This is a genomic window from Bradyrhizobium sp. Ken64 (assembly GCF_055807555.1).
This window is the reverse complement of record NZ_JBVVPA010000007.1, coordinates 109,673-124,730: the sequence shown is the minus strand read 5'-3', so window position 1 is coordinate 124,730 and position 15,058 is coordinate 109,673. Positions and strand designations below refer to the sequence as shown.

13 protein-coding genes, 1 tRNA gene and 1 riboswitch are annotated in these 15,058 nt (G+C 63.6%); of the genes, 6 read left to right on the top strand and 8 right to left on the bottom strand.

What is annotated here, in order from left to right:
• The first annotated feature begins 198 nt into the window (after positions 1 to 198).
• Positions 199 to 273 (top strand) — tRNA-Gly (locus AC0L2F_RS14705).
• A gap of 147 nt (positions 274 to 420) precedes the next feature.
• Here AC0L2F_RS14705 and AC0L2F_RS14700 read toward each other — a convergent pair.
• A complete protein-coding gene (locus AC0L2F_RS14700) occupies positions 421 to 1,071 on the bottom strand; it encodes a nucleotidyl transferase AbiEii/AbiGii toxin family protein (protein WP_473248843.1) in 651 nt (216 codons plus the stop codon).
• Positions 1,072 to 1,074: 3 nt separating this feature from the next.
• On the bottom strand, positions 1,075 to 1,335 hold the full coding sequence (locus AC0L2F_RS14695; protein ID WP_473248934.1) for a hypothetical protein: 261 nt from the start codon (positions 1,333 to 1,335) through the stop codon (positions 1,075 to 1,077).
• Between the two features lie 191 nt (positions 1,336 to 1,526).
• On the opposite strand from AC0L2F_RS14695, the gene AC0L2F_RS14690 reads away from it, so the two are divergent.
• The 3 genes from AC0L2F_RS14690 to AC0L2F_RS14680 all read left to right on the top strand — a co-directional run bounded on the left by AC0L2F_RS14690 (position 1,527) and on the right by AC0L2F_RS14680 (position 4,958).
• Positions 1,527 to 2,513 carry an NAD-dependent epimerase/dehydratase family protein gene (locus AC0L2F_RS14690; RefSeq protein ID WP_473248842.1) on the top strand — a complete coding sequence of 329 codons (987 nt, stop codon included), beginning with the start codon at positions 1,527 to 1,529 and terminating at the stop codon, positions 2,511 to 2,513.
• A gap of 376 nt (positions 2,514 to 2,889) precedes the next feature.
• Complete coding sequence (locus AC0L2F_RS14685; RefSeq protein WP_473248841.1) at positions 2,890 to 4,170, top strand: PQQ-dependent sugar dehydrogenase; 1,281 nt, start codon at positions 2,890 to 2,892, stop codon at positions 4,168 to 4,170.
• Positions 4,171 to 4,364: 194 nt separating this feature from the next.
• Positions 4,365 to 4,958, top strand: coding sequence for a c-type cytochrome (locus AC0L2F_RS14680; RefSeq protein WP_063992268.1), 594 nt, complete (start codon positions 4,365 to 4,367; stop codon positions 4,956 to 4,958).
• A gap of 185 nt (positions 4,959 to 5,143) precedes the next feature.
• On the opposite strand, the gene panE is transcribed toward AC0L2F_RS14680, so the two are convergent.
• The 4 genes from panE to AC0L2F_RS14660 all read right to left on the bottom strand — a co-directional run bounded on the left by panE (position 5,144) and on the right by AC0L2F_RS14660 (position 8,987).
• Positions 5,144 to 6,067: a 2-dehydropantoate 2-reductase gene (gene panE / locus AC0L2F_RS14675; RefSeq protein ID WP_473248840.1), complete on the bottom strand. Its 924-nt coding sequence runs from the start codon at positions 6,065 to 6,067 to the stop codon at positions 5,144 to 5,146.
• 182 nt (positions 6,068 to 6,249) lie between these two features.
• The gene (locus tag AC0L2F_RS14670; protein ID WP_035973478.1) at positions 6,250 to 6,864 is read right to left on the bottom strand and encodes a 2-hydroxychromene-2-carboxylate isomerase; all 615 of its coding nucleotides are present in this window, start codon (positions 6,862 to 6,864) and stop codon (positions 6,250 to 6,252) included.
• 93 nt (positions 6,865 to 6,957) lie between these two features.
• Positions 6,958 to 8,316 (bottom strand): MATE family efflux transporter, encoded by a 1,359-nt coding sequence (locus AC0L2F_RS14665; protein WP_473248839.1) that lies wholly within the window; start codon positions 8,314 to 8,316, stop codon positions 6,958 to 6,960.
• A 74-nt stretch (positions 8,317 to 8,390) separates the two neighbouring features.
• The gene (locus AC0L2F_RS14660) at positions 8,391 to 8,987 is read right to left on the bottom strand and encodes a DUF2239 family protein (RefSeq protein WP_473248838.1); all 597 of its coding nucleotides are present in this window, start codon (positions 8,985 to 8,987) and stop codon (positions 8,391 to 8,393) included.
• Between the two features lie 150 nt (positions 8,988 to 9,137).
• Between AC0L2F_RS14660 and AC0L2F_RS14655 the strand changes: the two genes are divergently transcribed.
• Positions 9,138 to 9,803 carry a glutathione S-transferase family protein gene (locus tag AC0L2F_RS14655; protein ID WP_063992271.1) on the top strand — a complete coding sequence of 222 codons (666 nt, stop codon included), beginning with the start codon at positions 9,138 to 9,140 and terminating at the stop codon, positions 9,801 to 9,803.
• A gap of 144 nt (positions 9,804 to 9,947) precedes the next feature.
• Here AC0L2F_RS14655 and ggt read toward each other — a convergent pair whose 3' ends face one another.
• The gene (ggt, locus tag AC0L2F_RS14650) at positions 9,948 to 11,699 is read right to left on the bottom strand and encodes a gamma-glutamyltransferase (protein ID WP_473248837.1); all 1,752 of its coding nucleotides are present in this window, start codon (positions 11,697 to 11,699) and stop codon (positions 9,948 to 9,950) included.
• A gap of 99 nt (positions 11,700 to 11,798) precedes the next feature.
• Between ggt and AC0L2F_RS14645 the strand changes: the two genes are divergently transcribed.
• The gene (locus AC0L2F_RS14645) at positions 11,799 to 13,187 is read left to right on the top strand and encodes an MFS transporter (RefSeq protein ID WP_473248836.1); all 1,389 of its coding nucleotides are present in this window, start codon (positions 11,799 to 11,801) and stop codon (positions 13,185 to 13,187) included.
• Between the two features lie 144 nt (positions 13,188 to 13,331).
• Here AC0L2F_RS14645 and purH read toward each other — a convergent pair whose 3' ends face one another.
• Positions 13,332 to 14,924 carry a bifunctional phosphoribosylaminoimidazolecarboxamide formyltransferase/IMP cyclohydrolase gene (gene purH / locus AC0L2F_RS14640; RefSeq protein WP_473248835.1) on the bottom strand — a complete coding sequence of 531 codons (1,593 nt, stop codon included), beginning with the start codon at positions 14,922 to 14,924 and terminating at the stop codon, positions 13,332 to 13,334.
• Between the two features lie 23 nt (positions 14,925 to 14,947).
• Positions 14,948 to 15,029: riboswitch (ZMP/ZTP riboswitch) on the bottom strand.
• Between the last annotated feature and the right edge of the window lie 29 nt (positions 15,030 to 15,058).

The window sequence follows — 15,058 nt, the reverse complement described above, 5'->3', positions numbered from 1 at the left end:
AATTGGGCCGGGACGGCCGAATTTCAATCCATGCGGGCCGATTCGCCGGTTCCGGGGCCTTTTTGGGTCATTTGGCCGCGTTCGGGTCGATATCGGGCCTCCGATTGCAAATCTAGGCCGCCGGTAGCTGTTGCATTCCCCTCCCGCTTTTGGCATACGACAGCCGTTGCCGGCGCAGTCATGCGACCGACACAGGATGCGGGTGTAGCTCAGTGGTAGAGCACGACCTTGCCAAGGTCGGGGTCGAGGGTTCGAGCCCCTTCGCCCGCTCCAATTTTCTCCCAGCGTCCAAAATTGAGCTGGATATCCCTGCCGGGGAGAGCTATTGCGCCGATTTTTGGCGTGGGTCGTACGGCGGGCTGTTCGAAGTCCTCGGGACCGGGAATGAGGCCAACCCGTAATTTGGGACGCTCGCCCAAGCTATACAGCGCGAAGAAGATCTTTGGTCTTTTCCAGCGCTGCGTTCGCGATCAGCTTGTATGGGTCTTTGATCGTGAGCTGATTGATCGCTGCGCTCACAAAGTCAGGCTTTAGTTTGTCGATTGCGGCCAGCGTGGCTGCGACGCTGTCGCGATAGCTGGCCAGCTCCCTAATCATAGATTCAGCGTGCATTTCGCCGCCCGCCGCGATGTCAAATATATCGCGCGGCGCGATGTTGTTGCCCCGATGATAGATCTTCTTCGCAATGATTTCCGGGATCGTCTCCAGGAGGACCATTTCGCCCTCAACTGTCGCTTGCGTCGTCGGCGAGGAAGTTAGTGTCGGCGCGACGATGAAATCGATCTCACCAAACTCGAAGCCAAGCTTCAGGGAGCGTGCGCCGTCCCCATTGTAGTCAGCGGGCTCGATCTCGAAATTGAAGTCATGCTTCTGTGGATCGAGGAAGGGAAGAAATTGAGGGTCTGGGAGAAAGATATCGATATCGTGGCTTGTCCGATGATCGAGTTGCAGCATCATCGCTGTGCCGCCGCCGAACGTCCAACGATCAATGATTTCCTGTTCGGCGTTGACTTGCCGGATCATCGCACAGGCAATGCGAAAAAGTAGCGCCCAATCTGATTGAGCGCTCATTTGTCAGGCCGCGAGTGGGAAGGATTGCCCCGAAAACTTGGCAAACGCCTTCGCTGCGGCAACCAATTGATCGTGGCTGATGCCATACATCTCAGCGAACGCAATTTGCAATCCAGGTTCAACATCGCCAAAAAACGACGACATCGGACCGCAGGCTGTCCTCGCCGAAGAGGGATCCAGCAGACACTGGACAAGCTCCTGCGCGGTTAGCTTTTTGCTATACGGCGCATTCACAGTCGCCAGGACTAGAATAGGGCTTTTCATCTGCGTCACTATCTGGATGCCCGGTCAATATAGGATGCAATGGGAGCATCTACACTCCCTCCGACAACCGTCACAGTCAATTTGTTTGCTGTTTGTTCTGCGTGCATTGGTAGATTGCGGCGAACCTCGACTAAATGCCTCGGAACGGACGATTGCTTTCTGTCGTTGGGGGTGGGTTCAATCGGTCTCACATGTCAATTCTGGTCACAGGCAGCGCGGGCCATCTCGGGGAGGCCGTTCTCCGCACGCTCCGCGGGCGGGGTTCGCCTGCGCGTGGCATCGACCTGAAGCCATCGCCCTTCACCGATGCCGTCGGCTCAATCGTCGATCCCGACTTCGTGCGGGGCCAGATGGACGGCGTCACCGCCGTGATCCACACCGCGACGCTGCACAAGCCGCATGTGGCGACCCACAGCAAACAAGACTTTGTCGACACCAATGTCACCGGCACGCTCAACCTGCTTGAAGCGGCCGTGGCTGCCGGCGTGCGCAGTTTTGTCTTCACCAGCACCACCAGCGCGTTCGGCTCGCAGCTCCGCTCCGAGGCGGGACAGGCCGCAGTGTGGGTGACCGAGGATCTGCCGCCGATCCCGAAGAACATCTACGGCACGACCAAGCTGATGGCCGAAACTCTCTGCGAGCTGTTTCGTCGCGAGCGCGGCCTGCCCGTCGTGGTCTTGAGGACCTCGCGCTTCTTCCCGGAAGACGATGACGATCCGGCGATGCGGTCGGCTTGCGCGCCGGAGAATGCGCGGGCCAACGAGCTGCTCTATCGCCGGCTGGATATCGCGGACGCGGTGAGCGCCCATCTGCTCGCCGCCGAGCGCGCGCCGAACATCGGGTTTGCGCGCTATATCATTTCGGCCACGAGCCCGTTCGAGCAGCGCCATCTGGCAGCACTTGCACGTGACGCGGCCGCTGTGGTGCGCGAGCTCTATCCGGATTGTGCGGAGCTCTACGCGGCGCGCGGCTGGCGGCTGTTTCCCGCGATCGACCGCGTCTATGTCAGCGAGCGCGCGCGGCGCGAGCTGGGCTGGCGGCCCGAATTCGACTTCGCGCATGTCCTGAAGTGTCTTCGCGATGCCCGCGATTTTCGCAGCACGCTGGCGCGCGATGTCGGGTCGAAAGGCTATCATGAGACGATTTTCGACGACAGTCCCTACCCCGTCGCCCCGTAGCCGCCACCTTTGCTGATTCGCTCGACGCGTCAGATGTCTACTCGGAGTCACCGGCAGCAAGATGGCCGGAGCCGTTCTACTGTGCATGGGGTTGTTTTCGCGTTTTTTGTTCCGGGCTTCCTGCTGCCTGCAAATTAGCCGCGCGCGATCTTGATTCCGCGCTGCAGCGAGAGCGTTGCCCTCGCGGCATTCGCCATCATTGACTTTCCGTCTCAATTTTTACTGAGCGCTATGCAGCTCACGCGGCGCGCTTCTCACCGCTCGCAGATGTGCTAACCTTCTGCGTCTGTCCTCTCGACAGAGTCCGAACTTCGCCTCTCGACTAACAAAACAAAATAATGCGCAGCCCTGACGGCTGCCTTAGGGGAGTGACGCGATGAAATTCCATCGATCCGTCTTTCAATCCATCCTGGCGCTTGCAGCAATTGCCCTTCTCGCGGGGACAAGCGCCGGTCACGCGCAGCAGCAGGACAAAAACAAGCCGCTGAAGAAATACGAATCCGGCACCAAGGAGTTCTGGACCCATCCGCCGGACGACTGGTTCCTCGGCGACGAGACCGAGGCGCAGAAGGGCCTGGCGCCGCCGTCGGGTCCGCCCACCGGCGCGTCGGACGCCGAACTCGCCAATATCGTCAAGAAGGTCAAGCTGCCAGCGGGCTTCAAGATGGAGGTCTACGCCTCCGGCGTGCTGGCCGCGCGGCAGATGGCCTGGGGTGACAAGGGCACGCTGTTCGTCGGCTCGTTCGGCCTCGGCAACGTCTATGCCATCAAGGACAACAACGGAAAGAAAGAGGTCAAGACCATCCTCAAGGGCCTGAACATGCCCACGGGTCTGGCCGTCAAGGATGGTGCGCTCTACGTGATCGCGGTCGACAAGCTGATCCGCTACGACGACATCGAGAACAAGCTCGACAATCCCGGCGAGGGCAAGGTCGTCTACGACGACATGCCGTCCTATGCCGCGCATGGCTGGAAATACATCGCGGTCGACAAGGAAGGCTGGTTCTACATTCCGTTCGGACCGCCCTTCAACATCGGCGTGCCCCCGACCAGCGTATCGCAGATCCGCCGCGTCGATCCCAAGACCGGCAATGCGGAAATCTACGCGCTGGGCGTTCGCAACTCGGTCGGCGGCGACGTCGATCCGCGCACCGGCAAGTTCTGGTTCACCGAGAATGCCCGCGACTGGATCAGCGACGATCTGCCCTCGGACAAGCTGAACATGATCAGCAAGATCGGCGAGCACTTCGGCTATCCCTACTGCCACCAGGGTGACCTGCCGGATACGAAGTTCGCGATGGGCCACAAATGCTCCGAGTTCACGCCGCCCGTGCTGAACCTCGGCGCTCACGTCGCTCCGCTCGGCATGAAGTTCTATACCGGCGACCAATTTCCGGCCGAGTACAAGAACAACATCCTGATCGCCGAGCACGGCTCCTGGAATCGTCACAAGTACCAGGGCGGCCGCATCATGCGCGTGATCGTCGGTCCAGACGGCAAGAACGCCAAGCAGGAGGTGTTTGCCTCCGGCTGGATCGAGGGCGACCAGGGCTATCTCGGGCGTCCCGACGACATCATCCTCGCCAAGGACGGCTCGATCCTCGTCGCCGACGATTGGGCCGGCGCGATCTACCGCATCAGCTACAGCAAGAAGTAGTGTAAGACGACGCGAGGCTGCGGTGCCGAGGGGCACCGCAGCCTTTTCATTTCAATTTCGCACGCTGTCGTTCCTGATCGCGCGCCGCCTGCGCGCAAGTCCGGAACCCATGGCCACGAACGCGGGTTATGAATCTCCGGGCTCGCGCCGCCGCGTGTCGGGAAGAACGCGTTCGATAGATCGGAATTCCAATCATGCGCCGGCAGTTCATCTCACACGCAATCAGCGCGGTTGCGCTTCTCGCGCTCGGGTCTCTCCCGACAAGCGCTGCCGACAATGCCGCGGTCAAGGAGAAGGCCGCCGTCTGCGCCGGCTGTCATGGCGAGAACGGCATCTCGCAGACCGAGAACATTCCTTCGCTGGCCGGCCAGCCCGATCAATTCCTGCAATGGCAGCTCGTGTTTTTCCGCGCCGGCTCGCGCAAGAACGACCAGATGCAGCCGATCGCCGAGGAGATCACCAACGAGGACGTCCGCAATCTCGGCGCCTATTTCGCCGCGCTGGCGCCGCCGACAGCGGCGGAGGACAAGGATCCGGAGCTGTCGAAAAAGGGCGCGCAAGTTGCCGCCGGCCGCCGCTGCGCCTCATGTCATACGGATAGCTTTGCCGGCACCAAGGCCGTTGCGCGGCTCGCTGGCCAGCGCGAGGAATACCTCGTCAAGGCGCTGCACGACTACAAGAGCAGCCAGCGCGTCGGCGGCGGTGGCGCCGCGATGGCCGATGTCGCCTACCACATGAGCGATGAGGAAATCACCGCCGTCTCGCACTATCTCGCGTATTTCAAATAGCGCGCGATGTAGCTGCAATCTCCGCTGTCGTCCCGGACAAGCGAAGCGCAGATGCGGGACCCATAACCACAGGGAGTGGTTTGGCGAAGATTCGTCGTGACCAGCTCGGTTCATAACCACGGCCTGTGGTTATGGATCCCGGGCTCGCGCTATGCGCGCCCCGGGATGACGATCGAGCGAGCGGCTTACCCCGCCCGCTGCTTCTCATACGCTTTCAAATGCGTGTAGGCGATGCGCAGCTTCGGCACCGGCACCTTGGCGGCATCGGCACGCGCGATGAGGTCGCCGATGACGTGATCGGCCTCGACCGGCAGGCCCGCCTTGACGTCGCGGAACATTGAGGCCGTCATCGGCGAGCCCTCGGTGGTGAGGTTACCTTTCACGCGCTCGAAGAAGGGCCCGCCCGGCGTGTAGCCCGACGCGGCGGCGATCGCGCTGGTCTCGTCCAGCATGCCGAGCAGGAAATCCCTGCCGCCGGGCGCAGCAAGAATATTACCGACAGAGGTGCGCATCAGGCTGGTGGACGCCGCCAGCGAGGACAGGAATACCCACTTCTCCCACATGTCCTGCATGATGTTCTGGCTGGCCGTGGCACCATTGATGCCGCTCTTGAAGGCCTCGTCGATCGTCTTGACGCGATCCGACAGCTTGCCGTCGCGCTCGCCGTAATTGATCGATTGCATCGGCTGGAGCTGCACCACCTCACGCTTCTCGTTGAGCGTCGCGGCGATGGCGCAGAGGCCACCGAGCACGCGCTCCTGGCCGAACTTGTCGTCGAGGATGTCGAGATGCTTCATGCCGTTGAGCATCGGGATGATCGCGGTATTCGGCCCGACTGCTGCCGCGAACGAGTTGATGGCGTCCTCGAGATCGAAGGCCTTGCAGCTGAGCAGCACGACATCGAACTTGTCCTTGAGCGCGTCGGCCTGAACGGTCGGCGGATTCTTCAAGGTCACGTCGCCGTTCGGGCTCTTGATGACGAGGCCGGCGCTCGCGAGCTCGCTGGCGCGCCGCGGCCGGACCAGGAAGGTGACGTCGCGGCCCGCCTGCAACAGCCTGCCACCAAAATAGCCGCCGATGGCGCCAGCGCCGACCACGAGGATACGCATGGGATCGTCCTTGTTGTTTCTTGCCGTCGTCCTGGCGAAAGCCAGGACCCATTACCCCGACTGCCTGTTGTCGGACAAGTCGGAGCCCCAGCTTATCGCCAAACGCGATTCGGTGGTTATGGGTCCTGGCCTTCGCCAGGACGACCTTGAGGAGATTGCTCGGTTTCCCTACTTCGAGAAAATCACTTCCCCGACACCATCTCCTCGACTTCGCGCAACTGCTCCTTGCCGAAGAACATCTCGTCGCCGACGAAGAAGGTCGGCGAGCCGAACGCGCCGCGCGCGACAGCCTCCTCGGTGTTCTTGATCAGTCTGCCCTTCACCTCGGGTTCCCCGGCGCGGGTGAACAGCTTTTGCGCGTCGAGGCCGGAGGACGCCAGCGCCTTGGCCGCGACTTCCGGATCGTCCATCTTCTTCGGCTCGCGCCACATGTGGTGGAAGGCGGCCTCGACATATGTCTCGAACACGCCTTCGAGCTGCGCCGCGATCGCCGCGCGCATCAGGTTCAGCGTGTTGACGGGGAAGAATGGATTCATGACGTAGGGTTGAACCTTGAAGCGCTTGACGAAGCGCTCGGTCTCGACCGCCTGGAATTCCCGCTTGTTCTTGATGCCGGCAAGCGTCTCGGCCGGCGACTTGTTGTTGGTTGACTTGAAGATGCCGCCGAGCAGGATCGGCACATATTCGAATTTGACGCCGATGCGCTGCTCGATGGCGGGTATCGCGAGATGGCTGAGATAGGCGTTCGGGCTGCCGAAATCGAACAGGAATTGCGGGGCTGTGCGGGTCAAAATCATCCTCCCTGACGTCGCTTTTCCGCATTGTGGCGCAGCGCACGCCGCCGGTCCACCTTTTAATGACGGTCATAATCTCTTGATGATGTCGTCAGGTCAGACGCGGATCGCCCGTTTGCGCCACACCAGAAGGTAATAGCCCATCTGCAAAAGGAACATGACGCAGAACACGATCGGATAGGCGGCCCACACACCCTCAAGGCCGATCGTGCGGCTCAGGATCACTGCGGACGGCAGCTCGATTGCACCAATGGCGAAGATCGCGAGCAGCATTGGCGTCAGCGCCACGCCGGCAGCGCGCATCGCCCCGGAAAACACCGTCGCCAGGCCGAACGGCACCGAGCTCCACAGCGCGATGTGGAGCAAGTCCTTCGCCAGCTCGAGCACGGTGTCTTCGGTGATGAAGATACCGAGCACGGCGCGCGGCGCGAGATAGATCATCGCCACCAGCCCGCCCGTCAGGACGATGTTGAACGCAAGTCCGGTGCGCACAATGCCGTCGAGCCCCGCTCGGTCGCCGCGGCCGACCGCCTGGGCACCGAGGATCGAGACCGCGATTGAAATCGACATCGCCGTGAACTGCGTGTAGCCCATCACCTGGTTGACCGCGCCATAGGCTGCGGTTGCGTTCGAGCCGAAGCCGTTGACAAGGCCGAGCAGCACCAGCTCGGCGATCGCCATCACCACCATGCCGATCGCGCTCGGCAGTCCAATGCCGAGGACTTGTCCCAGCACCACACGATTGAGCCGCAGATGGCGCAGCAGTGCAGCGTCCGGTGCCAACGCATGTTTCCCCCGCAGCAGATAGGCGGCCAGCGCGACCAGCGTCAACGCGTTGGCGATCGCCGCCGCCCAGGCCGGACTGGTGATGCCGGCCGCGGGCAATCCGAACGACCCCCGGATCAGAATCGGCGTCAGGATCAAGCCGATCGCGGTCGACAACGCCAGCGCCAGCAGAGGCGTCAGCGCGTCACCGACGCCGCGGATCATCGCCGTCATCAGCAGGAAGGCGAAGCCGAGCGGCATGGTGAGCAGCATGATGCGGGCATAGGCGCTGGCCTGGTCGAGAATGTCCGCGGGCGTTGCGAGCATCATCATCAATTGCCGGCTGAAGATGCCGCCGATCAGTGCAATTGAAATCGAGAGCAGCAGGCCGATTGCGAGCGTCGTGCCCACGATGAGCTTGATCCGGCCCTGCTCGCCCGCACCATAGGCCTGGCCGATCAGCACCGTGGCGCCGGTGCTTAGCCCGATGACGAAGGCGAACAGGAAGAAGAACACCGGAAAGAACACCGAGACCGACGCGAGCGCGTCGACCCCGATCATCTGGCCGAGATAGACGTTACTGAGGGTGCCGAACAGCGATTGCAGCGCATTGCTCAGCATCAACGGCGCGAGGAAGCGCAGAAAACTTTTCCAGAGCGGCTTGGCGGCGGACATGGATTGGCCTTTCATCAGGGCGTGCGGAACCGTCGCCACGCGAAGTGCGCGTGGCTCGGCCGTCGATAGGGTTGTGTGAAGGCGCGCGCCTAGGCGCGGTCGCTATAGGCGAGCTTGACGATGTGGTCGCGGATGTCGGCGGGCCAATCTGCGATCAGCCCGGTGAAACGCCGCCGGTCATCCGCAAACAACGCGCGGGAAGCTTCCTCGAACTGCGGCAGATTGCCGGCCATGGTCGACATGAAGTGATAGGCCGCATCGCGGGCCTGCCGTTCGCGGTCCTTGTCGCCGCTGGCACGGCGCGCCTCTTCGACAAGTTTCCGTAGTGCGACCGAGGCGCCGCCTGCTTGCGCGCTGAGCCACTCCCAGTGCCGCGGCAGCAGCGTCACCTCGCGCGCGACCACGCCGAGCTTCGGCCGGCCGCGGCCGCGCGGCTCGCTCGGCGATGCGGTCTCCTCAACCGGGGGCGGCACAAGCTTCGCCAGCCGCGCCAGCACCTCGCGGTCTCCGCCGCGCAGATCGAAGTCGATCGATCGGCCCGTGGCGTCCTCGAAGATGATGATGGGCTCGTCCGGCCGCTCCGCCATCCGCTTGATGACCAGCGCAACCTCTCCTGCCGGCCCGGAGACCAGACGGCGATGCCCTTGGAAAGCGGTGAAAGTTTTCTGCATTGGAATCATTGCCATATCCGTCGCGATGGCAGCTTTAATACCCGGGTAAATTGTAAAGGTCAATATACCCGGATGAAAATATCCGTCCGGATGGCTCGACATTGCGTTCCCGGGCTGGCAGGAACGCGCGGCCGACCGACCATGCCTAGCCTCGGGGACCACGCGATGCTGACCGTTCACCACCTCAACAATTCCCGCTCGCAGCGCGTACTGTGGCTGCTCGAGGAATTGGGCGTGCCCTACGAGATCGTGCGCTATCAGCGCCAGCCGGACATGCGCGCGCCGAAGGAACTCCGGGCCATCCATCCGCTCGGCAAGTCGCCCGTCATCACCGACAACGGCAACACCATCGCCGAATCAGGCGCGATCATCGAATATCTCATCGCCACCTACGGCAACGGCCGGCTGGTCCCGCCGCCGAACACGCCTGAGCGGCTGCGCTTCACCTATTGGCTGCACTATGCGGAAGGCTCGGCGATGCAGCCGCTGCTGCTCAAGCTGCTGTTCACGCTAATGCCGAAGCGCGCGCCGGCGTTGCTGCGCCCGCTGGTGCGCAAGGTCTCGAACCAGGCGCTCACCGCGCTGGTCAATCCGCAGCTCAAGCAGCACATGGACTATTGGGAAGGCGAACTCGGCAAGAGCGAGTGGTTCGCCGGCAACGAGTTCACCGCCGCCGATATCCAAATGAGCTTTCCGCTCGAAGCAGCCCAGGCGCGCGGCGGGCTCGAGCTTGGCCATCCCAAGGCGATGGCGTTTCTGGAGCGCATTCATGCGCGGCCAGCGTACAGCCGCGCCCTCGAAAAGGGTGGGCCGTATCAGGTGGGGCGGTAAGTTTCTCACTGCGCCCTGCGTGACAGTGCCCGCCAGTCCGCATGCAATACGCGTCCGCGCGTCTCTGGCAGTTTCTCTCGCCTCGCGGTGGTTGCACGCGCGGCGTCGCGCGCAAGCCGGCCTTCGCGCCATGCAAGGACAGAGTTACTGCCCCGCTGCTTCCGCGCCCCGGGTGCGTGGATCGGGCGCGCCGAGCGGACCGTTGGCGGTCACCGCAATCGAATTCGCCGATGTCTGCCCCATTGGCGCGACGATGAGATGATCCATCGCCTTCAGCTCGAGCAGCACATCATCCGGGAAGCCGCTCTCGACCCGGACCTCGTCGGGCAGCCATTGGTGATGCAGCCGCGGTGCGGCCACGGCGGCCGCGACGTCCATCTTGTAATCGAGGACGTTGACGATCACCTGGAGGACGGTCGAGATGATGCGGCTGCCGCCCGGCGAGCCCGTCACCAGAACCGGCTTGCCGTCCTTCAGCACGATGGTCGGCGACATCGACGACAGCGGCCGCTTGCCCGGCCCGGGCAAATTGGCCTCGAAGCCGACGAGGCCGTAGGCATTGGAAGCGCCGACCGCTGCGGTGAAATCGTCGAGCTCGTTGTTGAGCAGCACGCCGGTGCCGTCGGCGACGAGACCGACGCCGTAACTGAAGTTCAGCGTATAGGTGTTGCTGACGGCGTTGCCGCTGCCGTCGACGACGGAAAAATGCGTGGTGTTGCTGCCCTCATGCGGTGAGGTCGCGGTGGACACGAGCTGCTTCGACGGCGTGGCGCGATCGGCGGAGATGGTTGCCCGCAGCTTGGCGGCGTAGTCCTTGGCGGTGAGCGTCCCGATCGGTGCATTGACGAAGGCGGGATCGCCGAGATAGCGTGCACGGTCCGCATAGGCGCGCTTCATGGCCTCGATCAACAGATGCAGCGAGGCCGGCGATCCCTGCTTCAGATCGGCGAGCTGAAAACCTTCGAGGATATTGAGCGTCTCCACCAGCACCACGCCGCCTGACGACGGCAACGGCATCGACACGATGTCATAGCCGCGATAGGTGCCGCGCACCGGGGCGCGGATCACCGCCCGATAGGATTTCAAATCGGCGGGCGTCATGATGCCGCCCGCGTCAGCCACGGCCTTGGCGAGTTTCTCAGCGACCGGCCCGTCATAGAAACCGCGCGAGCCCTGTGCGGCGACAGCCGACAGCGTTTCGGCGAGGTCGCTCTGCACCAGCCTGTCGCCTTCACCGAGCGGCGTACCATCGGGCCGCGAGAAGATCCTGGCCGAGGAGGGCCAGCGCACCAGCCGCTTGTGCCAGCCCGGCAGCGTGTCGGCAATGTCGTCGGCGACGAGGAAGCCATCGCGGGCGAGCGCGATTGCGGGCTCGAGCAGTTGCGCCAGCGTGAACCGGCCCGAGCCATATTTTTCCAGGGCCAGCGCAAGACCCGCGACGGTGCCGGGCACGCCGACGCCGAGCGTGGAATCCCGCGACTTCGCCGCGTCGGGCTTGCCGTCGGCATCCAGGAAGATCTGCGGCGTGGTCGCAGCCGGCGCGGTCTCGCGATAATCGATCGTGATGTCTTCGTTACGCTCGGTGGAGTGAATCACCATGAAGCCACCGCCGCCGATATTGCCGGCGCGCGGATAGGTCACGGCCATCGCAAAGCCGGTCGCGACCGCGGCATCGACGGCATTGCCGCCGCGCCGCAGGATGTCGGCGCCGACGTGCGCGGATATTTTCTCCTGCGCCACCACCATGCCGTGCTCGGCGGGAACGGCATGCACCGTGTCGAGCGCGGGCGGCACATAGGCCCGCCGCGCATCCTGCGCGGTCGCGGCCGGAAGTCCGAACGCCAGAGTGGCAAGGAAGGCGAAAAATGTCCGCCGTGTCGAAAAAGACGACATCATCAAACTTCCGCAAAGGCCATGGGCAGTTCACATGCAGCGCTGCAATGCTATACGGTTTGCCCCGACAGAGGCAAAACTGTTCGTGATGAGGATGATGGAGTGACGACGATCGCCCCGGATGCGCGTATCGCCGGCGCGCCGCGGATCTATCCGCCGCGTGCCGCCGTCGTCAGCTGGATCTTCTTCGACTGGGCTGCGCAGCCTTATTTCACGCTGATCACGACCTTCGTGTTCGCGCCCTATTTCGCCACAGGCATTGCGCCGAATCCCGCCACCGGGCAATCGCTGTGGGGCTTTGCGATGGCTGCCGCGGGCCTCGCGATCGCGCTGATGTCGCCAGTGCTGGGGGCCATCGCCGATGCTTCGGGCCGCAGGAAGCCATGGATCGCCGGATTCGGCGCAGTGCTGGTGCTGGCATCCTGCACGCTGTGGATCGGCAAGCCGGGCGATCCCTCGATCATTCCGCCGCTGCTCACCGCGGTCGCGCTCGCCAGCGTCGGCGCGGAATTCGCCACTCTCTTCAACAATGCAATGATGCCGACCTTGGTGCCGCCGGATCGCATCGGCCGGCTCTCCGGCACCGGCTGGGCGACGGGATATGTCGGCGGCATCGTCAGCCTGATCATCGTGCTCGGTTTGCTCGCGGCCAATCCCGAGACCGGCCGCACGCTGCTCGGGCTCACGCCTCTGTTCGGGCTCGATCCCGTCAGCCATCAGGGCGACCGCGCCGCCGGACCGTTGACCGGGCTTTGGTTCATCGTTTTCGTGACGCCGATGTTCCTGTTCACGCCGGACTATCCGGCGAAGCGTCCGGTGCGTGAGGCGCTGCACGAAGGCCTGTCGGAGCTGAAGCAATCGATCAAGGGTCTGCCGCAGCAGAAATCGCTTGCGGCTTTTCTGCTCGCCAACATGATCTACACCGACGGTCTGGTGTCGCTGTTTGCCTTCGGCGGCATCTATGCCGCGGGCACGTTCGGCTGGCACACGATCCAGATCGGCACCTTCGGCATCATGCTCGCGATCGCCGGCGCGTTCGGCGCGTGGTTTGGCGGCAAGCTGGACGATCGCTTCGGGCCGAAGCGCGTGATCGCCGGCAGCATGCTGGTCCTGCTGCTGGCGCTGGCGGCGATCCTGCTGGTCGACAAGGATTCGATCTTCTTCATCAAGGTCGCGCCGCCCGCGCCTGGCGGTGCAATGTTCGCCGCTGCGGCCGAGCGCGCTTATCTGGTGCTGGGCTGCCTGATCGGTGCAGCCGGTGGTCCGCTGCAAGCCGCCTCACGCACGCTCCTGATCCGTCTCGCACCGAAGGACCGCATCGCGCAGTATTTCGGTCTGTTCGCGCTGACCGGGAAAGTGACGTCCTTCATCGGCCCGCTCCTGATCGGCGTGATCACCGCGGTGACGGCGAGCCAGAAGGCCGGCATGGCCGTGCTGGTGGTGTTCTTCGTCGCGGGGCTGGCGCTGTTGATGCGGGTGCGGGAAAATTAGTGTCGTCCCGGCGAAGGCCGGGACCCATACCGCGTGATTTCTCGTTGCCGCGACGCGGCTAGTACCGCACGCCAAACTACTTCCTGGGCTATGGGTCCCGGCCTTCGCCGGGACGACCCGTTAAGAGTTTAGTACACGACAGATCTAGTGCCTGAAGTGCCGCGTGCCCGTGAACACCATGGCGATGCCGTGCTCGTCGGCGGCCTTGATGACCTCGTCGTCGCGCATGGAGCCGCCGGGCTGCACCACGGCGGTGGCGCCGGCCTCGATGCAGGCGAGCATGCCGTCGGCGAACGGGAAGAACGCATCCGACGCCACCACCGAGCCCTTGGTGAGCGGTTCGGCGAGCTTCAGCTCGGCGGCCGCATCCTGAGCCTTGCGTGCCGCGATCCGCGCTGAATCGACTCGGCTCATCTGGCCGGCGCCGATGCCGACCGTGGCGAGATCCTTGGCATAGATGATGGTGTTGGACTTGACGTGTTTTGCGACACGGAAGGCAAACTTCAGGTCGCGCATCTCGGCATCAGTGGGCGCGCGCTTCGTGACAACCTTGAAGGTCATGTCGTCGACCACCGCGTTGTCGCGGCTCTGCACCAGCAGGCCGCCCGCCACCGTCTTGGCGGTGAGGCCCGGTGCGCGCGGATCGGGCAGGCTGCCGGCGAGCAGAAGTCGCAGGTTCTTGCGCGCGCCGATGATGGCGATCGCTTCCTCGCTTGCGTCGGGCGCGATGATCACCTCGGTGAAGATTTTCGTGATCTCGCGCGCGGTGTCGGCATCGAGCGCGCGGTTCATCGCGATGATGCCGCCGAAGGCCGAGGTGGAATCGCAGGCCAGCGCCTTGCGATAGGCGCTGACGAGGTCGGAGCCCTCCGCGACGCCGCAGGGATTGGCATGCTTGACGATGACGCAGGCCGCGGTGCGCTTGGCGTCGAACTCGCCGATGCATTCATAGGCCGCATCGGTGTCGTTGATGTTGTTGTAGGAGAGCTCCTTGCCCTGGAGCTGCCGCGCGGTCGAGACGCCCGGACGCTTGTCGGGCGTCGCATAGAACGCCGCAGTCTGGTGCGGATTCTCGCCATAGCGCAGCGACTGGATCAGCTTGCCGCCGAAGGCGCGGAAGTCGGGCGCGTCGATCTCGAGCTGGCGATTGAACCAGTTCGAGATCGCGGCGTCATAGGCGGCAGTGCGCGCGTAAGCCTTTGCAGCAAGACGCCGGCGCAGCTTCAGCGTGGTCGCGCCTTTGTTGGCGGCGAGCTCGTCGAGCACGGCCTGATAGTCCTGCGCCTCGACCACGACGGCGACGTCGTCATGGTTCTTCGCGGCGGCGCGGATCATCGCGGGGCCGCCGATATCGATGTTCTCGATGCAATCCTCGAAGCCCGCGCCTTTGTCGACGGTCGCCTCGAACGGATAGAGATTGACGACGAGCAGATCGATCGGCGCGATGCCATGCGCCGTCATCGCGTCCGCATGGTCCTTGTTGTCGCGGATCGCGAGCAGGCCGCCATGCACCTTCGGATGCAGCGTCTTGACGCGGCCATCCATCATCTCGGGGAAGCCGGTCAGCTCGGAGACGTCCTTCACCTCAAGGCCGGCCGCGGCGATCGCCTTTGCGGTGCCGCCGGTCGAGATCAGTTCGACATCGTGCGCGGCAAGCGCCTTTGCGAAGTCGATCAGGCCGGTCTTGTCGGAAACGGAGAGAAGGGCGCGAGTGACGCGGCGGGGATGGTCAGTCATGAGCAAGATCCTCTTTCTTGAAGGAGTAATGCCCAGGCGCGCGGCAGCTATGTCCCGCGCTTCCCGATGGTGCTCCATCCAAGGTCGCCAGTCGCGCGAGCGAGGGCTCGATAGCAGTTTTCGGTCGTTTTCAC